Below are 20,374 nucleotides of genomic sequence, written 5' to 3'. Positions count from 1 at the left end.
TGGTAAGGCTGGAAACGGCAGTGAAACAGAATCTGTGAAGACGGGGGATCAGGACGGGCGCGACGCCCCCGCCCTGATCCCCACATGCATCACAGTTCGGGGAACTCGATCCCCTGGGCCAGCGGCAGGGAGGTGCCGTAATTGATGGCGGAGGTCTGGCGGCGCATATACTGCTTCCAGCTATCCGATCCGCTCTCGCGCCCGCCGCCCGTTTCCTTCTCGCCACCGAAGGCGCCGCCGATTTCCGCCCCGCTGGGCCCCATATTGACATTGGCGATGCCGCAATCGCTGCCGTTGGGCGCCAGGAAGCGCTCCGCTTCCAGCAGGTCGCGGGTGATGATGCTGGAGGACAGGCCCTGCGGCACGTCGTTCTGCATCGCCACCGCGTCCTCGAAGCTCTCATAGCGCAGGACATAGAGGATGGGGCCGAAGGTTTCGTGGCGGACGATCTCCGTCTGGGCCGGCATCTCCACCAGGGCAGGATAGGCATACCAGGCATCGGGGAAACGGTCGGCCAGGGCCCGGCCGCCGCCATGGACGGTGCCGCCCTGATTCTGCGCCGTATCCAGCGCGCGCGAAACGGCGTCGAACGCCGCCTTGTCGATCAGCGGCCCCATCAGGGTGCCGGCTTCGCGCGGGTCGGCCGGCCGGATGGCGGCGAACGCATTCTTCACCGCCGACACCACCTTGTCATAGCAGTCGGCATGGACGATCAGGCGGCGCAGGGTGGTGCAGCGCTGGCCCGCCGTGCCGACGGCAGCGAACAGAATGGCGCGCACGGCCAGCTTCAGGTCGGCCGACGGCGTCACGATCATGGCATTGTTGCCGCCCAGTTCCAGGATGGACCGGCCGAACCGCCCGGCGACGACCGGTGCCAGTTCCCGGCCCATGCGGGTGGAGCCCGTGGCGCTGACCAGCGGCACACGGCCGTCGGCGGCGATGCGTTCCCCCACGTCGCGCAGCCCGAACAGAAGCTGAGCCAGGCCTTCCGGCGCGTCGCCGAACCGGGCCAGGGCCTTTTCCAACAGGGCATGGGTGGCAAGCGCCGTCAGCGGTGTCTTTTCCGACGGCTTCCAGATGACGGGGTCGCCGCAGACCAGCGCCAGTGCTGCGTTCCAGGCCCAGACGGCGACGGGGAAGTTGAAGGCCGTGATGATGGCCACCGGCCCCAGCGGCTGCCATGTCTCCACCATGCGGTGCCGCGGGCGTTCCGATGCGATGGTCAGGCCATGCAACTGGCGCGACAGGCCGACGGCGAAGTCGCAGATGTCGATCATTTCCTGCACCTCGCCCAGGCCTTCCTGGACGATCTTGCCGGCTTCCAGCGTGACCAGGGCCCCCAGGTCGGCCTTATGCTCGCGCAGCACCTCCCCCAGCAGGCGGACCAGTTCACCCCGGCGCGGTGCCGGCACGGTGCGCCATGCCTTGAAGGCATCGGCCGACCGGGCCAGGGCGGCATCCACCTGTGCAGGCGAATGGGCCTTCACCGCACCCAGGCGGGACCCGTCGATGGGGGAGCGGGAAACGATGTCGCCGTCCGCGACGAGATGCGCGATGCCCAGGCGGGAAAGGAGGGCGGCGGTATCGGACATGGGGCAGGACTCCGGTATCTGGATCGGCTGGGTGGTTCTTGTTGTGCGGGAAGGGTATTCCCGCCTTTGTGAGACGCCGGGGCACTTCGTTCCAGCTTTCTCTACCGTCATCCTCACGCTGGATCCCCGCCTGCGCGGGAAGGACGGTAAAGAGGCAGGAAACAGCCCCCGAACCTCACGCATAGACCTTCCCGAAGCGGTTGGAAAGGAACAGGTCCAGCGGCATCTGTTCCTGGCGGACGAAGCCCTTGGCCGGCAGGTGGCCGGCGGCGTGCAGGTCCAGCATGGCGCAGATGCCGGCGGCCGTGCTCATCTGGATGGCCGACAGGAACTGGCCTTCCACCTCCTCGCCATGGATGTGGCGGACGATGCTTTCCTGTTCCAGGCGGCCATGGCGCTTGCCCGACACGGTACAGAAGACCAGCACCACGTCCTGCATGGTGATGGGCAGCGCTTCCTCCAGCACCTCCTTCAGTAGGTCGCGGCGGCGCGCCAGCCGCAGGTCTTCGACCAGCAGCTTGATGATGGCGCAATGGCCGGGATAGCGCACGGACTTGTAGGTCAGGTTCTCCACCCGGCCGGCCAGCGTCTCGGTCAGGGAACCCAGGCCGCCCGAGGTGTTGAACGCCTCGTAGGTGATGCCTTCCAGCGCGAATTCCTCCAGGTCCTCCAGCGGCGGCAACTCGACATTCTTGCCATCCTGCACCGCCTCGCACGGGTTCAGATACTCGTTGATCAGCCCGTCGGTCGACCAGGTGAGGTTGTATTTCAGCGCGTTGGTCGGATAGCGGGGCAGGGCGCCGACGCGCAGTTGCACGTCGCGCAGGCTGTCAAATCCCGCTGCCAGACCGTGGGCGGCGATGGAAACGAAGCCGGGGGCCAGGCCGCATTGCGGCACGAAGGCGGAATTGGCCTTGGCGGCCACTTCCTTCACCACGCGGGTGCTGGCCACATCCTCGGTCAGGTCGAAATAATGGATGCTGGCATCATAGGCGCCATAGGCGACCGTCGCCGTGGTGTGGAAGGGCAGGGCGTTCAGCACCGCATACTGGCCTTCCATGGCGCGGCGCAGGGCCGGGCCGTCATTGATATCCAGTTCCAGCGTATCGACGCCGATATCCGAGAAGCGCTTCAGGGCGGCGGCGCTATGGTCGGCCACGGTCACCTTGTACTCGCCCGTGCGCCGCAGCAGCAGGGTGATGGCGATGCCGATCTTGCCGGCGCCCAGCAACAGGATGTTCTTCATCATGTGTCCCCGTTCGTTCCCTTGGATGGATTTGAAGGGAATGGTGACGGGGGCGGCGGCCGGTCGGAAGGCGGCGATCTGTCGATATGCAGGCAATTTGACGGCGATCCGACGGATATTCGAACAAACCGCCAGCGGCGTTCAGCCGGACAGGACGGCACGCAGCCGGGCCAGCAGGGTGACCATGGACACCGGCTTGCACAGCAGGGCGCTGCCGGGGGGTAACGCCTCGCTGTCGGCCCGGTCGATATAGCCGGTCAGGAACAGGATCTTGATCCGCGGCCGGCGGGCATGGGCCAGTTGCGCCAGCAGCCTGCCATTCATGCCGGGCAGGCCCACATCGGTGATCATGGCATCGATGGGCGTGCCGGAAGAGATGATGGGCAGCGCCTCCTCGCCATTGCCGGCCTGATGCACGTGATAGCCCTGTTCCGTCAGCGCCTCGGCCAGGACGAGGCGGATCAGCACCTCATCTTCCACCAGCAGGATGCTGGGCCGTTCCTGCGGAACCGGTGGCGGGGGCGGCGGGGCCTGTGTCACCACTTCGTCGCCCGGAGCGGCATGGTGCATTCCCCCTGCCAGGCGCGGCAGATAAAGCTTGATGGTCGTGCCCTCCCCCTCGCGGCTTTCCATTTCCAGAAAGCCGCCCGACTGGTGGATGAAGCCGTAAAGCTGGCTCAGGCCCAGGCCTGTCCCCTGACCCATGGGCTTGGTCGTGAAGAAGGGCTCCACGGCGCGGGACAGCACGTCTGCCGACATGCCGATGCCGGTGTCGGACACGGACAGCATCAGGTAATCCCCGGCCTCGATGGTCTGTCCGGGCAGCATGCGGCGGGGCAGGGTGACATTGGCCGTGGCGATGGTCAGCGTGCCGCCGCCCGGCATGGCATCGCGCGCATTCAGCGCCAGGTTGAGGATGCCGCTTTCCAACTGGTGCGGGTCGACCTGACAGATCCATCCGGTATCGGCCAGGGACAGTTCAACGCGCACCATCTCCCCCACGGAACGGCGGACCAGTTCGGCCATCCCATATACCAGCCGCGCCATGTCGGTCGGTTCCGGCCGCAGGGGCTGACGCCGGGCGAAGGCCAGCAGGCGCTGCGTCACGGCCCCGGCCGTTTCCAGCGCCGATCGGGCGACGCCCAGATGGCGGTGGATATCCGTCTGGTGCGAGCCTGCACGCTGGCCGATCATTTCCAGGCTGCTGCCGATGGCCTGGAGCAGATTGTTGAAATCATGGGCCACACTGCCCGTCAGCTTGCCGATGGTTTCCAGCTTCTGCGCCTGGAACAGGGCGTCGCGCGCTTCTTCCAGTGCCAGTTGGGTTTCCCGTTTTTCCGTGATATCGCGCGTGATCTTGGCAAAGCCGACCAGACTGCCATCATCGTCACGGATGGGGTCCACAACGACGCTGGCCCAGAAACGCCGGCCATCCTTGCGCACGCGCCAGCCTTCCGCCTCGAACCGCCCGTCGCGCAGGGCGGTGGCCAGGACATGCTGCGGCATGCCGGCTTCCCGGTCCTCCGGCGTGAAGAACCGGGAGAAATGCTGGCCGATGATCTCTGCCGCCTGATATCCCTTGAAACGCTGGGCCCCGGCATTCCAACTGCTGACGATCCCGGTCGGGTCCAGCATGTAAATGGCATAGTCGGTGACACACTCGATCAAAAGCTGGAGATGGCGTTCTCCAGCCCTATTCTCTGCGAACTGTCCAGAGGGTGCAATATTCAAGAGATCGATTTCCAGTCGGAGGCCAGGAAGCAGGCCGGATGGAGAAGGATGACGGAATTTCAGGCCACTGACAATTCAGGTCAATTCATCCGATAGTTCTAATATTCCACCGCAAAGGGGTATCCGCATGGAAACTCCCTTTCGGACCGGAGGGGCGACGGGCAATCCGCCCTCATATCCGCCCCACATGCAGTTTCAGATATTCCACCAGCAGCGCCACCTTGGGCGACAGGTGGCGGCGGTGCGGATAGACGGCCCAGATGCCTTCCGCGGGGGGGCGGGCGGTGTCCAGCAGGCTGACCAGCGTGCCGGCCTTCATATCGGCCTCGACATAGAAATCCGGCAGCTGGCAGATGCCCAGCCCCTGCCGCGCCGCATCCAGCACGGCGAATCCGCTGTTGCAGCGCCAGGGGCCGGCGGGGCGGAAATCGATCAGACGCTCCCCCTCGCTGAAATGCCAGAGGTCCGCCGTGCCCGTCAGGCAGGCATGATGTGCCAGATCTTCCAGGCTGCACGGTACGCCATGGCGCCGGAGATAGGCGGGAGCGGCGCAGAGGTAGCGCCGCCGGGTGGCCAGCCGCACGGCGATCAACCGGCTGTCATCCAGGCTCGCCCCCGTGCGCACGGCCAGATCGAAGCCTTCGCCCACCAGGTCCACCAGCCGGTTCGTCAGGTCGATGGCGACCGAGAGCTGCGGATGATCGCGCAGGAACCGGTTGACCAGCGGCACGATGAACCGCTCCCCATAGGCGATGGAGCAGGTCAGTCGCAGATGGCCGCGTGCCGCCCCGTCACGTTCAATGATGGCGGCGAACGCCTCGTCACGTTCCTCCACCAGCCGCCGGCAGCGTTCCAGGAACGCGCGGCCGGCATCGGTGACACTGACCCGCCGCGTCGTGCGGTAGAGCAGCCGCACCTGCAGGCGGTCCTCCAGCCGGGCGACCTCTCGGCTGACATGGGAGGTGGAGACCCCAAGCCGGGCCGCCGCGCCGGAGAAGCTCTCCGCCTCGCATACGGCGATGAAACTGTCGATGCCGTCCCAGGAACCCATGCGCGTGACCGGCCTGATTATCCCAACTGTGCAATAATCATTTGCCGAAATGCATGATCGTTGCCAGAACTTTCCGGCTATAGTCTGCCGGTCCCGTCCCATGTCGCATGCGACGGGGTGCCTGCTGCTGACCCTTGCCGATCGGGACACGATACCCATGAAAACCCGCGCCGCCGTCGCCTTTGAAGCCAAGAAGCCCCTGGAAATCGTCGAACTGGACCTGGAAGGCCCCAAGGCGGGCGAGGTGCTGGTGGAGATCATGGCCACGGGCATCTGCCATACCGACGCCTATACGCTGGATGGCTTCGACAGCGAAGGTATCTTCCCCTCCATCCTGGGGCATGAGGGGGCGGGGATCGTGCGGGAGGTCGGGGCCGGTGTCACGTCGGTGAAGCCCGGTGACCATGTCATCCCGCTCTACACCCCGGAATGCCGCCAGTGCAAAAGCTGCCTGTCGCGCAAGACCAACCTGTGTACGGCCATCCGCGCCACGCAGGGCAAGGGCCTGATGCCCGACGGCACCACGCGGTTCAGCTACAAGGGCACGCCGGTCTATCATTACATGGGCTGCTCCACCTTCTCCAATTTCACGGTCCTGCCGGAGATCGCGCTGGCGAAGATCCGAGAGGACGCACCCTTCCAGTCGTCCTGCTATATCGGCTGCGGCGTGACCACGGGCGTCGGGGCGGTGACCAACACGGCGAAGGTGGAGCCGGGCTCCAACGTCGTGATCTTCGGGCTGGGCGGCATCGGCCTGAACGTGATCCAGGCGGCCCGCATGGTGGGGGCCGACAAGATCATCGGTGTCGACATCAACGACCGGAAGGAGGAATGGGGCCGCCGCTTCGGCATGACCCACTTCGTCAACCCGAAGAAGGTCGAAGGTGACATCGTCCAGCATCTGGTCGCCCTGACCGATGGCGGGGCCGACTATACGTTCGATTGCACGGGCAACACCATGGTCATGCGCCAGGCGCTGGAAGCCTGCCACCGCGGCTGGGGCGTGTCGGTGGTCATCGGCGTGGCGGAAGCCGGCAAGGAAATCTCCACGCGCCCGTTCCAGCTGGTCACGGGTCGCGTCTGGAAGGGCTCGGCCTTCGGCGGCGCCCGCGGCCGCACCGACGTGCCGAAGATCGTCGACTGGTACATGCAGGGCAAGATCGAGATCGACCCGATGATCACCCATGTGCTGAGCCTGGAGGAGATCAACAAGGGGTTCGACCTGATGCATGCGGGCGAGAGCATCCGTTCCGTCGTGGTGTTCTGATCCATGGCGCTGGAAACCGTCTCCACCACCCGGTCCCATGGCGGTGTGCAGGGCGTCTATCGCCATGCCTCCACGGCGACGGGCACGCCCATGGTATTCAGCGTCTTCACGCCGCCGCAGGCCGCCGACGGCGCGAAATGCCCCGTCGTCTGGTATCTGTCGGGCCTGACCTGCACCCATGCCAACGTGACGGAGAAGGGGGAGTTCCGCCGCTGGGCCGCCGAACTGGGCCTGGTCATCATCTGCCCCGACACCAGCCCGCGCGGTGAAGGGGTGGCCGACGATGCGGGCTGGGACCTGGGGCAGGGGGCCGGTTTCTATGTGGACGCGACCGAGGCGCCCTGGGCACCGCATTTCCGGATGTGGACCTATGTGACGGTGGAACTGCCGGCCCTGGTGGCCGCGCATTTCCCCGTCGACATGGAGCGTCAGGGTATCACGGGCCATTCGATGGGCGGGCATGGGGCGCTGACGGTGGCGCTGCGCCATGCCGGCCGGTTCAGGTCGGTGTCGGCCTTTGCACCCATCGTGGCCCCGACGCAGGTCCCCTGGGGCCACAAGGCGCTGCCGGCCTATCTGGGCGACGACAAGGACCTGTGGCGCCGGCACGACGCCGTCGCACTGATCGAGGATGGCGCGCGCCTGCCCGACCTGCTGGTGGACCAGGGTACGGCCGACGGGTTCCTGGATGGCCAGCTTCGTCCGCAATTGCTGGCCGATGCCTGCGCGCGGGCGGGCATCCCCCTGACCCTGCGCCTGCAGGAAGGGTACGACCATTCCTATTATTTCATTTCCAGCTTCATGGAAGACCATCTGCGCTGGCACGCGGCGCGGCTGGCCGGGTGACCCTGTCGGGGCGCCGGCCGGCCGGCCGGTCAGGGCCGGTGGCCGGCGCTTACCTGCCGGCGATCCGCTGGTTGAAGGCCTTTACCGCGGCGACCGGACCATCCGCATGGTTCCAGACGCCGCCGCTGACGGCCAGGAAGTCGGCCCCCGCCTTCACCAGCGCGGCGCAATTATCGACGGTGATGCCGCCGATGGCCACGCAGGGGATCTCCATCATCTCCTGCCACCAGGACAGGATCTCCGGCTCGGCCCGGGCCTTGGGCTCCTTGGTCGCCGTGTCGAAGAAGGCGCCGAAGGCCACGTAATCGGCCCCGTCCTCCCCTGCCACCATGGCCAGGTGCCGGCTGTCATGGCACGTGACGCCGACGATGGCGTCGCGGCCCATGATCTTGCGCGCCTGGGTATAGGGCGTGTCCTCCTGCCCGACATGCACGCCATCGCAGCCGCCGGTCGCTGCTAGGTCGGGGCGGTCGTTCAGGATGAAAGCCACGTCCCGGTCCTGGGCGATGGGGCGCAGCGCATCGATGGCTCGACGGATATCGTCGTCCCCCACCATCTTCAGCCGCAACTGCACGCAGGCCACGTCCCCCGCATCAAGGGCCGATGCCAGTTGGGCGGGGAAGGTGGCCAGATCGATGCGCGGCGGGGTGATCAGATAGAGGCGGCAGTCGGACATGGATGGTTCCGGAGGAAGAGGCGGTCATGAAAAAAGCCCGGCGCGGTGTTGAACCGCGCCGGGCCCCATAGCAGCCCAGTATATAGCAGGGGTTAATGGCATTGACCCCTGCTATCCGCGCCGACCGGCGCCGCGCCCGCACGTGAAGGCGTGAAGCCAGCCCACGGATGTGGGCGCCGGCGTCTCAAGCAACAAGCGTAAAGCGCTTATTCCTTGTTCTGGTAGATGCGGACCAGCCTGTCCAGCAGGGCCAGCGCATCCTCGCGCGAGCGCTGGAAGGCATTGCGGCCGATGATGGAGCCGTTGCCGCCGCCGTCGCGGATGGCACGGGCGTCATCGTACACGGCATCCTCGCCCTTGGCTGCACCGCCGGAGAAGACCACCAGGCGGCGGCCGTTGAAGCAGGCCTGGGTGATGTGCTTCACGCGCTCCGCCTGGGTGGCGCGCGGAATGTCGTGCTTCTCGTAGATCTTGCGGGCTTCATCCTGCTCCAGGTCGGCGGTGGGCAGCTTGACCTTGATGATGTGGGCGCCCAGCAGGGCGGCCATGTGGGCCGCGTAGGCGTCCACATCCAGCGCCAGTTCACCCTTCTTGGAGATGGCACCGCCGCGCGGATAGGACCAGATCACCGTGGCGATGCCCTTGGACTTGGCCTCACGCGACAGTTCGCGGATTTCTTCCATCTGGCCGAACTGCGCATCGGAGCCCGGATAGATGGTGAAGCCAATGGCCGATGCGCCGATGCGCAGGGCGTCATCGACGCTGGCCGTCACGGCCTGATCGGCACCTTCCTTGAAGGTGGACAGGCTGTTGGCGCTGTTCATCTTCAAGATCAGCGGGATGGAGCCGGCGAAAGTCGAAGCACCGGCTTCCAGCGGGCCCAGCGGGGCGGCATAGGCCGACAGCCCGGCATCGATGGCAAGCTGGTAATGGTAGTGCGGATCATAGGCCGCCGGGTTCATGGCGAAGCTGCGGGCGGGCCCATGCTCGAACCCCTGGTCGACGGGCAGGATCACCAGCTTGCCAGTGCCGCCCAGGCGGCCTTCCATCAGGATACGGGCGAGATTGGCCTTGGTGCCGGGATTGTCGCTCTCATACCAGGAAAGGATTTCCTTCACGCGGCGGGTAAGCTTCATTTTCGTTTTCCTGCCAGGTTTGTGGGCCCCCGTGGAAAGGGCCGTGTCGGATGCCGGTTTGATAGCCCAGAAGGGGGTGCAATGCAACGCAGCACCCCCGTCCGGTAGTGTTTGTAGTCGCGTTACATTTGAGCAAAATCAAGGCATTGAGACAGGTATTGCCTTAAGGGGGCAGCACGGTTGCGCCGCCAGCACGGCTCTGTCACCCCCACCGGCGGGGGATGCAGCCGGGCCCCGTGGGCCGTGGCCAGCGAGAGCAGCCGCGCGGCAACCCCGTCCGCCGCATCCGGCCGCGGCTGCCACACGATGTCCGTCACCCCGGCGCGCAGTGCTGACAGCACCTGGCCTTCCAGGTCGGTGCAGTCCAGCAGCGCCAGGAACGGCCCCGTCGCCTCCGTCCGCCACAGCCGCAGCAGCCCGGCCCACCACCCGGCCCCCGCCAGTCCGGCGATGCCGGGGGCGGAAACCAGCCGCACGGGCCGCCCCGCCGCCAGTTCCAGTACCAGCCGCCCCGCCACGTGCCCGTCCACCCGCACGGCGGGGGTGACGGACCAGTCGACAGGGGCGGAGGCGGGTGCCATGGAGGGAATCCCGTGGACAGGGGGGCGTGATGGGATGGCGGGCATGATGGAAATCCGGCGGGATGCTGGCAAGCCTTTCCGGCGGTCACGATCCTGCTTTCCGGGCGATTGTCATGGGCCGGCGATTTTCCTGAAGAAAAACGCGCTGCTCCTGTCGGGATGAAGGGGGCAGGATCGTCCTTGGGGCGTGCCGACACACTATCACCAAGGGAGATGAAGATGACCTATGTCGACGGTTTCGTGCTGCCCGTACCCAAGGACAAGATGGACGCCTACAAGGAAGTGGCGGCGCGGGCCTGCCAGATATGGATGGACCATGGCGCCCTTTCCTATGTGGAATGCGTCGGCGACGACACCCCCTATGGCGAGGTGACATCCTTCCCCCGATCGGTGCTGGCCAAGGAGGACGAGGTCGTCGTCTTCTCCTGGATCACCTATCCCTCGCGCGAGGTGCGCGATGCGGTCAATGCCAAGGTCATGGCCGATCCGCGCATGCAGGCTGAGATGGCCGACATGCCCTTCGATGGCAAGCGCCTAATCTGGGGCGGGTTCAATCTGCTGCTGCAGAACTGATCTTTCCGCTGTTGTGGTCGGGGCCCAGAGGGCAGGGGGGCGGAACGTGAACCCGTTCCGCCCCCCTGCCGTTCGTTCTGACCTGTATGGTCGCCTTGCAGGGGCGGCTTGTTTATATTTTTTGTTTGACTTAATTAAGTGAATATGAAAACATAGACCCATGGACAGCTTCACCGCCCTTGCCGATCCTATGCGGCGTTCGATCCTGGAGATGCTGGGGCATGGTCCCCGCGGCGCCGGGGAGATCGTAACCTTCCTGCAGCAGGATGCGCGCATCAGCGCCCCTGCCGTTTCCCAGCACCTGAAGGCGCTGCGGGAGGCGGGGTTGGTGCGGGTGCGGGTGGATGGACAGCGACGCATCTACAGCCTGGATCCTGCCGGGCTGGATGCAATGGACGCCTGGATCGCACGGGTGCGCGGCTTCTGGGCCGGTCGCCTGGATGCTCTGGAACAGGCCCTGCGGGAGGAGGATGGTGATGAGTGATTTCGGTATCGTGACGGAAGCCGGGTCGGTCCGGTTCGAACGGGTGCTGCCCGGCCCCCTGGACAGGGTCTGGCGCTATCTGACCGACAGCGACCTGCGGGGCCGCTGGCTGGCCTTCGGGGCCATGGAAGCGCGTATGGGCGCTCCGTTCCGGCTGGAATTCCACAATACCCGGCTGGGGCCGGGCGATATGGCCGTGCCCGACAAATACAAGGATGTGGCGGCCGATGGCTGCGCCACCACGGGCAGCATTCAGGCATGGGAGCCGGGACGGCTTCTTTCCTTCACCTGGGACGAGGCGGGGGGCGATCCGTCGCTGGTGACCATCGAACTGGCACCCGAAGGTGACGGGCCGGAAGGTGACGGGCCGGAAGGTGACGGGAAGGTGCGGCTGATCCTGACGCACCGGCGGGTGAACAGCCGTGCCGTGATGATCAGCGTGTCGGCCGGCTGGCATACGCATCTGGGCATCCTGTCGGCGGAACTGGAAGGGGCGGCGGCCCCCGGCTTCTGGACACTGCATACCGCCCTGGAACAGGAGTATGAAACGCGGCTGGCCGGTTGACCGGCCATGCGGCGGGCGGGCGGCTGCCATGGGCAAGGTCCGGGTGCGTCGCAGCACGGGTGGTGCTTTAATTAATGCACTGCCCGGTACTGACCGGGTCCGGCGCCTGTTCTGTTGCCCCTGTTCCGTTGCCAATGACAAAACGGGGGATGAAACGGGCGCCCGCCATTTCTGCCGCGTGACGGCCGGCCCGGGCATCCTGCCCGCACCGGCCCGCCGGCCGGGTCCGGGATCAGTGAAGATGCGCACGGGTGACATGGGGGAAGTTCGGCTGGAACAGACGGCGGGTGGCAATGTCGCGCCGGGTTCCGGTGGCCTGCCGCCCGGCACCAGCTTCGTCTGGTTCGTCATGGTCATGGGATGCCTGACCATGTTCGGACCCATGGCCATCGACATGTACCTGCCGGCCCTGCCGGCCATCGGTGCTGACCTGGGCGTGGAACAGGCGCAGGTGCAGATGACGCTCTCATCCTTTCTGATCGGCTATGGCGCGGGACAGTTGCTGTGGGGGCCGCTGGGCGACCGGTTCGGTCGCAAGCTGCCGGCTGCGGCGGGTGTGGCCCTGTTCGTGCTGGCGGGGGTCGGATGTGCGCTGGCCAGTGATATCTGGGCCCTGACGGCCTGGCGCGTGGCGCACGGGGTCGGGGCCTGCGCGGCCCCTGTCATCGCGCGCGCCATGGTGCGCGATGCCTTTGACCGCGACCGCGGCGCCTCTGTCATGTCGCTGATGATGCTGGTCATGGGGGTGGCGCCCATGCTGGCGCCCCTGGCTGGTGGCATGGTGCTGGACCATATCGGCTGGCGCGGCATCTTCTGGTGTCTGACGGTCTTCGGGATGATCGCCGGGTTGAGCCTGTTGACCGTGCGGGAAACCCGTCGTCCCGTGACGGGCGCGCGGGTGGGTGGCGGTGTGCTGGCCAATTACATGCTGCTGATGCTGGATCGCCGCTTCATGGGCTATGCGGTGCCCGGCAGCTTCGTGTCGGCGGGCATGTTCGCCTATATCTCCGGCACGCCCTTCATCTATATCGAGCATTTCGGCGTTTCCCCGGAACAGTTCGGCCTGCTGTTCGGGGTCAATGTCGTGGCGCTGATGGTGTCCAATATCATCAACAGCCGGCTGGTGCTGCGCCATGGTGTGGATCGTATGCTCGGCTGGGGCATCCTGGCCACGGCCGCCACGGGGGCGGTGCTGATCGTCACGGCCGGTCTGGGGATCGGCGGCCTGTGGGGCGTCGCCGTGCCGCTGTTCTTCTATCTGGGCGCGCTGGGCCTGGTCGGGTCCAATGGCATGGCGGGGGCGCTGGCTGCCTTCCCCCATATGGCCGGCACGGCGTCCTCCCTTGCCGGCGCCCTGCAGCTTTGCGCGGGCGCCCTTGCCGGCGGGCTGGTCGGCGTGCTGACACAAGGCGGGTCGCCCCTGCCCATGTCAGCCATCCTGTGCAGCAGTGCGCTGGCCGGTCTGGTGGCGCACCGGCGGCTGCTGCCTCCCCGTCCTTGAATGGCGGCGATGGCCGGGTAGGCAGGGCGTTGGCAGGGTCTGCCGATTATGCCAGGATGGCCGCCCGTGCCAAGGTTCCGGTGTCGCCTTTCCATGCCCATTTCCACGGTCGTTCCCGCCCATGCCGAGAGATGAAGCGTGATGGATCGCGGTTTGCGGCCGGCGGCGTCCCGCCGGGCCCCCTGGCGCATCGGGGGCAGGTGCCGGCGCGTGGATGACGGTACATGACGGGCGACCTGCTGGGCGCGGTCACGGCGCCGCCGGCCCGCGTGCGCGTGCAATTGCCGCTGCCGCTGCCGGAACCCTATGATTACAAGGTGCCGGGCGACATGGCCCTGGTGCCCGGGTCCTATGTGGAGGTGCCGCTGGGCCCGCGCCGCCTGTTCGGTGTCGTCTGGGGAGACGGGGATGCGCAGGGCGGCGTGGAGGAACGCCGCCTGCGGCCCGTGCTGCGCCATATCGACCTGCCGCCCATGCCCGATGTCGGCCGGCGCTTCATCGAATGGGTGGCGGCCTATACGATGGCGCCCGTCGGTGCCGTGCTGCGCATGGCCGTGTCGGTGTCGGCCGCGCTGGAGGATCCGCGCGCCCTGACGGCCTATATGCGCGCCGGGGACGACCTGCCCGACGGGCTGCGCCTGACACCGGCGCGCAGGCGCATCCTGGACCTGCTGTCCGACGGACCGCCGCGCCTGGCGGCCGATCTGGCAGCAGAGGCCGGGTGCGGTCCCGCCGTGGTGCGCGGACTGGCAGAGGCCGGGGTGCTGGCCACCGTGCCCATGCTGGCCCTGCCGCGCTTTCCCCGCCCCGACCCCGATGCCAATCCCAAGCCCTTGTCGGGCGCGCAGCGACTGGCCGCCGATGACCTGGCCGGCAAGGCGGCGGCCGGCGGCTACAGTGCGACCCTGCTGGACGGCGTGACGGGATCGGGCAAGACGGAGGTCTATTTCGAGGCGGTGGCGGCAGCACTGCGCGCCGGCCGGCAGGCCCTGGTCCTGCTGCCGGAAATCGCCCTGTCGGCGCAGTGGCTGGACCGGTTCGCGGACCGGTTCGGCGTGCGGCCGGCCGAATGGCATTCCGACATGGCCCCGCCCCTGCGCCGCCACACCTGGCGCGCCGTGGCCAGGGGCGAGGCACGGGTTATCGTCGGTGCCCGGTCCGCCCTGTTCCTGCCCTATCCCGATCTGGGCCTGATCGTGGTGGACGAGGAGCACGAGGCCGCCTTCAAGCAGGAGGACGGCGTCATCTACCATGCCCGCGACATGGCCGTGGCGCGGGCGCATCTGGGGCGCATCCCCATCGTCCTGGCCAGCGCCACTCCGTCGCTGGAGACGCTGGTCAATGCCGAGACGGGGCGCTATGCCCGCATCGACCTGCCGTCGCGCCATGGCGGGGCCAGCATGCCCGACGTGACCCTGATCGACCTGCGCCGCAAGGAGCAGGCCCCCCCGGCGCGCCAATGGCTGTCGCCCGTCCTGCGCGAGGCGCTATCGCAGACCATGCTGGCCGGCGAGCAGGGGATGCTGTTCCTGAACCGCCGTGGCTATGCGCCGCTGACCTTGTGCCGCGGCTGCGGCCACCGGCTGCAATGCCCCAACTGCACCGCCTGGCTGGTGGAACACAGGCTGTCGCGGCGCCTGCAATGCCATCATTGCGGCTATCAGGCCCGCAGCCCCGACGCCTGCCCGCAATGCGAGGCGGAAGGCAGCTTCGTGGCCTGCGGTCCGGGGGTGGAGCGTGTGGCGGAGGAGGTGGCGACCCTGTTCCCCGACGCGCGCGTCGCCCTGATGACATCCGACACGCTGGCCGGCCCCCGCGCCATGCGAGAGGTGATCGAGCAGGTGAAGGCCGGCGCCATCGATCTTCTGATCGGCACGCAGGTGATGGCCAAGGGCCACCATTTTCCGCTGCTGACCCTGGTGGGCGTGGTGGATGCCGATCTGGGGCTGTCGGGCGGCGACCTGCGCGCGGCGGAGCGCACCTTCCAGCTTCTGCACCAGGTGGCGGGCCGGGCGGGCCGGGAGGAGCGGCCGGGCCGGGTGCTGCTGCAGACCCATATGCCCGAGCACCCCGTCATGCAGTCGCTGGCCGCCCATGACCGCGACAGTTTCCTGGCGATCGAGAGCGAGCAGCGGCGGCAGCTGGAGATGCCCCCCTTCGGCCGGCTGGCCGCCATCATCGTGTCGGGAGAGGATGAGCAGGCCGTGGACGCCGCCGCCGCCGCCCTGGGCCGCCGCGCCCCGCGGGAGCGGGAGGACCTGACCATCCTGGGGCCGGCCCCGGCGCCGCTGGCCGTGCTGCGCGGACGTTTCCGCCGCCGCCTGCTGCTGAAGGGACCGAAGGGTGTCGCCCTGCAGCCCATCCTGCATGACTGGCTGTCGGTGGTGGATGTGCCCGCCTCCGTGCGTGTGCAGGTTGATATCGATCCCTACAGTTTCCTTTAAGAGTGGTGATATCGCAGGTTTACACTTATTTACCATATCCTCTACCCTGCCGGCTGTAACGGATTGGGAAACGATCACGGGGGGGCGGATGATGCGGGGCGGGTGGCAAGTGCGCTGGCTGGCCGGGGCCGTGGCGGGGTTGATGCTGGCCGGTTCGGCGGTGGCGCGGGAGATGCGGCCGTCGGACCTGCCGGTGGAGGTTTTCGCCCACCGGCCCGTGATGTCGAACGTCAGCCTGTCGCCGGACGGCAGCCATGTTGCCTATCTGACCCCCATCGGGGGGCGGCAGCATCTGGTGGTGCGACCGGTGCCGCTGCGTGATGACCAATCCCCGTCCATCCTTGCCCCCAATGATGCCGAGATCACCGGCATCCACTGGCCCTCCAACGAACGGCTGTTGCTGGAGGTCTTGGGAACGGAAAAGGTGCGCGCCGCCATGGTCGGCACGTCACGGAGCCTGCCGCTGCGATTTTCGCGCGTCATCTCGGTTTCCCGCGACATGAAGGACATGAAGGTCCTGCTGGACCGGCGGCCGAAGGGTTACAGCTTCTATCTGTCGGACACGCCCATCCTCAACTTCGTCGATGCCGAACATGTGCTGATGGCGTATCCAGCCGACACCGGTCCGTGGCCCGGTGTGGTGAAGGTGAATATCGTGACGGGGCGGCACAGCCAGGTGCAGTGGCCGCTGCCCAACGTCGTTTCCTATATTCCCGATCCGACGGGCGGAATTCGCGTCGCGGCGACCTATGACGACCGACGGTTGGAACTACGGTATCTCAGCCGGGCGCCGGGCGGGCCGTTCCGGGAAATGCGCATGCAGAAGCTGCTCTCCGACGAGGACGCATTCACGGTGCTGGGGTTCGGCCGCAGCGGCAAGGATCTTTTCGTGGCCTCCCGGCACGAGGGCGACCGGCTGGCCGTCTATACCTACGATATCGACACCGATACCATCGGCGGGAAAATAGCCGACGATCCCCGTTACGACGTGGGGGCGGCGATGGTGCGGGGTGGTGCTGTGACGGCGGTTACCTGGACTGATGACCTGCCGCAGCGGCGCTGGCTGGACCCGGCGGTCCAGAAGATGCAGGAAGCGCTGGACAAGGCCGTTCCCGACAGCCGGGAGATCATCATCGACACCGCGGCCGATGGCAGCCTCCTGCTGACCGCAAGCCATTCCCTGGCCGCCCCCACGACCTATCGTCTGTTCGACCGGCGGACGGGCGAGTATTCCTTCTTCGGCGACACCTATCCCGGCATCCCGCAGAATCTTGTCAGCGCCCGGCGGCCCGTTTCCTTCAAGGCGCGCGACGGGCTGGAGATTCCGGGATATCTGACATTGCCCGTGGGCATGCCGGAGCGGAACCTGCCCCTCATCGTCATGCCGCATGGCGGGCCGATGGCGCGCGATGATGGCGGCTTCGACATCCTGTCGCAGTTTCTGGCCAGCCGGGGCTATGCCGTTCTACAGCCTAATTTCAGGGGCTCGACCGGCTATGGCGCTGCGTTCCAGCAGGCCGGCGAGCGGCAATGGGGCGGCCTGATGCAGGATGATGTCACGGACGCGGCACAATGGGCCGTGGCCCAGGGCTATGCCGATCCGGCCCGCATGTGCATCGTGGGCTGGAGCTATGGCGGCTATGCCGCCCTGATGGCCACGATCAAGACGCCGGCGCTGTTCAAGTGCGCCATTGCAACCGCACCCGTCACCAATCTGATCCGGCTTTACCGGGAGGTGGGAGCCAGCAGCGCCAGGAACCTGTATCGCGGGATCTTCTTCGGGGATGATCCCGACGAGCTTCGCCCCATTTCCCCTTTCCACAATGTGGAGAAGGTGGGTGCGCCGGTGCTGCTGATCCACGGGGACCTGGACATCCAGGCCACTGTCGATCACAGCAAGGAGATGGCGCGGGCGCTGAGCCGTGCCGGCAAGCCTGTGGAGTATGTCGAAATCGCGGGCATGGATCATTCCCCGCTGCTCACCGATCAGATGGTCACGGTGCTGAAGGAATGGGAACGGTTCCTGGCCAGACATATCGGCCGGTGAGGCCGGCCGTCAGGCCGGCAGGAGCTTTTCCTCGTCCTGCATGGCCTGCCGGCAGATATCGGCGATCTGGCGGAAGAAGAAGCCCATGGGGGAGGTGCGGCGCCAGACCAGCCCGATCTCCCGGCTGGGCTCATCCTCCTTGAACCGCAGCAGGCGGATATTCTCCGCCTGTGCGCCCGTGCTGTTGACGGCCAGGGCCGGCAGCAGCGTTGCCCCCATGCCGGCGATCACCATCTGGCGCAATGTCTCCAGGCTGGTGGCGCGGAACTCCGTCGTTTCCTGCGCCCCGGACAATTGGCAGACCTCCAGCGCCTGATTGCGCAGGCAATGGCCTTCCTCCAGCAGCATCAGGGTGTGGGCGCGCAGGTCCTCCAGCGTCACGCTGCCCTGGGCCGCCAGCGGGTGGTCGGCGGGAACGGCCATCAGAAAGGGCTCGCGGAACAGGAACGCGCTCACCAGCCGGTCATCCTGCACGGGCAGGGCCAGGAAGGCCGCGTCCAGCGCGCCCTTGTCCAGCCGGGCCAGCAGCGTGTCGCTCTTCTCCTCGAACAGCAACAGCTTCAACTGCGGATAACGGTCGCGGATCTGGGGCACCAGATAGGGCAGGAGATAGGGCCCAAGGGTGGGGAAGATGCCAAGCCGCAGCGTGCCGGCCTCCACCGTGCCGGCATGCCGGGCGGCCTCCTTCATCTCGTCCACCTCACGCAGGATGCGCTGGGCGCGTTCCACGGCGTCGTGGCCGGCGGCGGTCAGCATCACCTTGCGCCGGTCCCGCTCCAGCAGCAGCACGCCCAGCTCGTCCTCCAGCTTGCTGATCTGGGTGGACAGGGTCGGCTGGCTGACCAGGCACGCCTCTGCCGCCCGCCGGAAATTCCGGTGGGTGGCCAGGGCGACCAGATATTGCAGTTCACGCAGGGTCATGGGCTGCCCGGTCAAGGGATAAGGGAAGCGGCGCCCCGGAGGGGGGAGGGAAGGGGCGCCGCTTCCTACCTGATCACGCCGCGGCGTCCTGCGCAACCGCGGGAGCGGACGTGCGGATCAGGTGGTCGAAGGCGGCGAGGGAGGATTTGGCCCCCTCGCCCATGGCGATCACGATCTGCTTGTAGGGCACGGTCGTGCAGTCGCCGGCCGCGAACACGCCGGGGATGGAGGTCTCGCCCCGGTCATTGACCAGGACCTCGCCCCGCGGCGACAGCTCCACCGTGCCCTTCAGCCATTCGGTGTTGGGCAGCAGGCCGATCTGCACGAAGATGCCTTCCAGCGCGACATGGTGGATTTCGCTGCTGGTGCGGTCCTCGTATTTCAGGCCGTTCACCCTTGTGCCGTCGCCCGTCACCTCCGTCGTGCGGGCCGACAGGATGATGCGGACATTGGGCAGGGACCGCAGCTTGCGCTGCAACACATCATCGGCGCGCAGCTTGCTGTCGAATTCCAGCAGCGTGACGTGGGAAACGATGCCGGCCAGGTCGATGGCCGCCTCCACCCCGGAATTGCCGCCGCCGATCACCGCCACGCGCTTGCCCTTGAACAGCGGGCCGTCGCAATGGGGGCAGAAGGCCACGCCCTTGGCCATGTACTGGTCCTCGCCCGGCACGCCCATGCGGCGCCAGCGCGCACCGGTGGACAAGATCACCGACCGTGACCGCAAGGTGGCGCCGTTGGCCAGTTCCACGCCGATCAGGTCGCCACCGGGCACCAGCTTCGTGGCGGTCTGCAGGTTCATGATGTCCACTTCATAGTCGCGGACATGCGTTTCCAGCGCCGTGGCCAGCTTCGGCCCCTCCGTATGGGGGACGGAGATGAAATTGGCGATCTCCATCGTGTCCAGCACCTGGCCGCCGAACCGTTCCGCCGCCACGCCCGTGCGCACGCCCTTGCGGGCGGCATAGATGGCGGCCGCGGCACCGGCCGGGCCACCGCCCACGACCAGCACGTCGAACGGCTCCAGATTGTTCAGGCGCTTGGCCTCCCGCACGGCGGCGCCGGCGTCCAGCTTGGCGACGATCTCCTCCACCCCCATGCGGCCGGAGCCGAAGACGGCGCCGTTCATGTAGATGGTGGGGACGGACATGACCTGACGCTGCTCCACCTCCGCCTGGAAGCCGGCGCCGTCGATGGCGACATGGCGGATGCGGGGGTTCAGCACGGCCATCAGGTTCAGCGCCTGCACCACATCGGGGCAGTTCTGGCAGGATTGGGAGAAATAGGTCTCGAAGGTGAAGTCGCCATCCAGATCCTTGATCTGGTCGATCAGCGCCTGTTCCACCTTGGGCGGATAGCCGCCGACCTGCAGAAGCGCCAGCACCAGCGAGGTGAATTCATGCCCCATGGGCAGGCCTGCGAACACCAGGGTGATATCCTGGCCGGGCGAATTCAGCGCGAAGGAGGGGACGCGGGCATCCTTGTCGCCGCGGATTTCCACGACGGTGACCTTGTCGGAAGCGGACGCGATATCCGCCAGCAGATCCAGCATCTGCCGGGACCGCGGGCTGTCATCGACAAAGGCCTTGATCTCGATGGGACGCACGACCCGCTCCAGATAGGCCTTGAGCTGGGTCTTCATGGCATTATCAAGCATGCGGGTTCTCCGGTCACATCAGGCAAAGCTATAGCGTTCCGCCGGGTGTCGGCAGT

At 66.9% G+C, this 20,374-nt stretch carries 17 protein-coding genes; 8 read left to right on the top strand and 9 right to left on the bottom strand.

Annotated elements, in window-relative coordinates; genetic code table 11:
* Positions 1-89: 89 nt before the first annotated feature.
* The 4 genes from amaB to ACM9LZ_RS06835 all read right to left on the bottom strand — a co-directional run bounded on the left by amaB (position 90) and on the right by ACM9LZ_RS06835 (position 5,620).
* Positions 90-1,592 carry an L-piperidine-6-carboxylate dehydrogenase gene (amaB, locus tag ACM9LZ_RS06850; protein ID WP_416618609.1) on the bottom strand — a complete coding sequence of 501 codons (1,503 nt, stop codon included), beginning with the start codon at positions 1,590-1,592 and terminating at the stop codon, positions 90-92.
* Positions 1,593-1,767: 175 nt separating this feature from the next.
* A complete protein-coding gene (locus tag ACM9LZ_RS06845; RefSeq protein WP_416618608.1) occupies positions 1,768-2,841 on the bottom strand; it encodes a saccharopine dehydrogenase family protein in 1,074 nt (357 codons plus the stop codon).
* Positions 2,842-2,979: 138 nt separating this feature from the next.
* Positions 2,980-4,569, bottom strand: coding sequence for a PAS domain-containing sensor histidine kinase (locus tag ACM9LZ_RS06840; RefSeq protein ID WP_416618607.1), 1,590 nt, complete (start codon positions 4,567-4,569; stop codon positions 2,980-2,982).
* Positions 4,570-4,741: 172 nt separating this feature from the next.
* Positions 4,742-5,620 (bottom strand): LysR family transcriptional regulator, encoded by an 879-nt coding sequence (locus ACM9LZ_RS06835; protein ID WP_416618606.1) that lies wholly within the window; start codon positions 5,618-5,620, stop codon positions 4,742-4,744.
* Between the two features lie 157 nt (positions 5,621-5,777).
* Here ACM9LZ_RS06835 and ACM9LZ_RS06830 point away from each other — a divergent pair, with 157 nt between their 5' ends.
* Positions 5,778-6,887: an S-(hydroxymethyl)glutathione dehydrogenase/class III alcohol dehydrogenase gene (locus ACM9LZ_RS06830; protein WP_416618817.1), complete on the top strand. Its 1,110-nt coding sequence runs from the start codon at positions 5,778-5,780 to the stop codon at positions 6,885-6,887.
* A 3-nt stretch (positions 6,888-6,890) separates the two neighbouring features.
* Complete coding sequence (gene fghA / locus ACM9LZ_RS06825; RefSeq protein WP_416618605.1) at positions 6,891-7,733, top strand: S-formylglutathione hydrolase; 843 nt, start codon at positions 6,891-6,893, stop codon at positions 7,731-7,733.
* Positions 7,734-7,782: 49 nt separating this feature from the next.
* On the opposite strand, the gene thiE is transcribed toward fghA, so the two are convergent.
* The 3 genes from thiE to ACM9LZ_RS06810 all read right to left on the bottom strand — a co-directional run bounded on the left by thiE (position 7,783) and on the right by ACM9LZ_RS06810 (position 10,126).
* Positions 7,783-8,409, bottom strand: a complete 627-nt coding sequence (gene thiE, locus ACM9LZ_RS06820) for a thiamine phosphate synthase (protein ID WP_416618604.1) — start codon at positions 8,407-8,409, stop codon at positions 7,783-7,785.
* Between the two features lie 206 nt (positions 8,410-8,615).
* On the bottom strand, positions 8,616-9,545 hold the full coding sequence (locus tag ACM9LZ_RS06815; RefSeq protein ID WP_416618603.1) for a class I fructose-bisphosphate aldolase: 930 nt from the start codon (positions 9,543-9,545) through the stop codon (positions 8,616-8,618).
* A gap of 122 nt (positions 9,546-9,667) precedes the next feature.
* Positions 9,668-10,126: a hypothetical protein gene (locus ACM9LZ_RS06810; RefSeq protein WP_416618602.1), complete on the bottom strand. Its 459-nt coding sequence runs from the start codon at positions 10,124-10,126 to the stop codon at positions 9,668-9,670.
* Between the two features lie 219 nt (positions 10,127-10,345).
* Between ACM9LZ_RS06810 and ACM9LZ_RS06805 the strand changes: the two genes are divergently transcribed.
* The 6 genes from ACM9LZ_RS06805 (at position 10,346) to ACM9LZ_RS06780 (ending at position 17,740) form a co-directional block, all read left to right on the top strand.
* The gene (locus ACM9LZ_RS06805) at positions 10,346-10,699 is read left to right on the top strand and encodes a DUF1428 domain-containing protein (RefSeq protein WP_416618601.1); all 354 of its coding nucleotides are present in this window, start codon (positions 10,346-10,348) and stop codon (positions 10,697-10,699) included.
* 160 nt (positions 10,700-10,859) lie between these two features.
* A complete protein-coding gene (locus tag ACM9LZ_RS06800; protein WP_416618600.1) occupies positions 10,860-11,183 on the top strand; it encodes an ArsR/SmtB family transcription factor in 324 nt (107 codons plus the stop codon).
* The gene (locus ACM9LZ_RS06795) at positions 11,176-11,748 is read left to right on the top strand and encodes an SRPBCC family protein (RefSeq protein WP_416618599.1); all 573 of its coding nucleotides are present in this window, start codon (positions 11,176-11,178) and stop codon (positions 11,746-11,748) included. The genes ACM9LZ_RS06800 and ACM9LZ_RS06795 overlap by 8 nt, the downstream gene beginning before the upstream one ends.
* Before the next feature lie 241 nt (positions 11,749-11,989).
* Positions 11,990-13,249 carry a Bcr/CflA family multidrug efflux MFS transporter gene (locus ACM9LZ_RS06790; RefSeq protein WP_416618598.1) on the top strand — a complete coding sequence of 420 codons (1,260 nt, stop codon included), beginning with the start codon at positions 11,990-11,992 and terminating at the stop codon, positions 13,247-13,249.
* A 224-nt stretch (positions 13,250-13,473) separates the two neighbouring features.
* Positions 13,474-15,693, top strand: a complete 2,220-nt coding sequence (locus tag ACM9LZ_RS06785) for a primosomal protein N' (RefSeq protein ID WP_416618597.1) — start codon at positions 13,474-13,476, stop codon at positions 15,691-15,693.
* 88 nt (positions 15,694-15,781) lie between these two features.
* A complete protein-coding gene (locus tag ACM9LZ_RS06780) occupies positions 15,782-17,740 on the top strand; it encodes an alpha/beta hydrolase family protein (protein WP_416618596.1) in 1,959 nt (652 codons plus the stop codon).
* A 9-nt stretch (positions 17,741-17,749) separates the two neighbouring features.
* Here the strand turns inward: ACM9LZ_RS06780 and oxyR are convergent, their stop codons facing one another.
* Entirely contained in the window at positions 17,750-18,661 is a 912-nt protein-coding gene (gene oxyR, locus ACM9LZ_RS06775) for a DNA-binding transcriptional regulator OxyR (protein ID WP_416618595.1), read from the bottom strand.
* A gap of 73 nt (positions 18,662-18,734) precedes the next feature.
* Positions 18,735-20,318 (bottom strand): alkyl hydroperoxide reductase subunit F, encoded by a 1,584-nt coding sequence (gene ahpF / locus ACM9LZ_RS06770; protein ID WP_416618594.1) that lies wholly within the window; start codon positions 20,316-20,318, stop codon positions 18,735-18,737.
* Positions 20,319-20,374: the final 56 nt, after the last annotated feature.

This window comes from Niveispirillum fermenti (genome assembly GCF_048066175.1).
Classification (GTDB): Bacteria; Pseudomonadota; Alphaproteobacteria; order Azospirillales; family Azospirillaceae; genus Niveispirillum; species Niveispirillum fermenti.
The sequence above is the reverse complement of the archived record's forward strand: the minus strand, read 5'-3'. Positions and strand labels throughout refer to the sequence as shown.

Excerpts from the sequence above, each read along its gene's own strand:
- ACM9LZ_RS06830 (WP_416618817.1), top strand. The coding sequence starts at position 5,778 with ATGAAAACCCGCGCCGCCGTCGCCTTTGAAGCCAAGAAGCCCCTGGAA.
- ACM9LZ_RS06785 (WP_416618597.1), top strand. The coding sequence starts at position 13,474 with ATGACGGGCGACCTGCTGGGCGCGGTCACGGCGCCGCCGGCCCGCGTG.
- amaB (WP_416618609.1), bottom strand. The coding sequence starts at position 1,592 with ATGTCCGATACCGCCGCCCTCCTTTCCCGCCTGGGCATCGCGCATCTC.
- ACM9LZ_RS06835 (WP_416618606.1), bottom strand. The coding sequence starts at position 5,620 with ATGGGTTCCTGGGACGGCATCGACAGTTTCATCGCCGTATGCGAGGCG.
- oxyR (WP_416618595.1), bottom strand. The coding sequence starts at position 18,661 with ATGACCCTGCGTGAACTGCAATATCTGGTCGCCCTGGCCACCCACCGG.
- ACM9LZ_RS06795 (WP_416618599.1), top strand. The coding sequence starts at position 11,176 with ATGAGTGATTTCGGTATCGTGACGGAAGCCGGGTCGGTCCGGTTCGAA.
- thiE (WP_416618604.1), bottom strand. The coding sequence starts at position 8,409 with ATGTCCGACTGCCGCCTCTATCTGATCACCCCGCCGCGCATCGATCTG.
- fghA (WP_416618605.1), top strand. The coding sequence starts at position 6,891 with ATGGCGCTGGAAACCGTCTCCACCACCCGGTCCCATGGCGGTGTGCAG.
- ACM9LZ_RS06790 (WP_416618598.1), top strand. The coding sequence starts at position 11,990 with ATGCGCACGGGTGACATGGGGGAAGTTCGGCTGGAACAGACGGCGGGT.
- ACM9LZ_RS06805 (WP_416618601.1), top strand. The coding sequence starts at position 10,346 with ATGACCTATGTCGACGGTTTCGTGCTGCCCGTACCCAAGGACAAGATG.
- ACM9LZ_RS06800 (WP_416618600.1), top strand. The coding sequence starts at position 10,860 with ATGGACAGCTTCACCGCCCTTGCCGATCCTATGCGGCGTTCGATCCTG.
- ahpF (WP_416618594.1), bottom strand. The coding sequence starts at position 20,318 with ATGCTTGATAATGCCATGAAGACCCAGCTCAAGGCCTATCTGGAGCGG.
- ACM9LZ_RS06815 (WP_416618603.1), bottom strand. The coding sequence starts at position 9,545 with ATGAAGCTTACCCGCCGCGTGAAGGAAATCCTTTCCTGGTATGAGAGC.
- ACM9LZ_RS06845 (WP_416618608.1), bottom strand. The coding sequence starts at position 2,841 with ATGATGAAGAACATCCTGTTGCTGGGCGCCGGCAAGATCGGCATCGCC.
- ACM9LZ_RS06810 (WP_416618602.1), bottom strand. The coding sequence starts at position 10,126 with ATGGCACCCGCCTCCGCCCCTGTCGACTGGTCCGTCACCCCCGCCGTG.
- ACM9LZ_RS06780 (WP_416618596.1), top strand. The coding sequence starts at position 15,782 with ATGATGCGGGGCGGGTGGCAAGTGCGCTGGCTGGCCGGGGCCGTGGCG.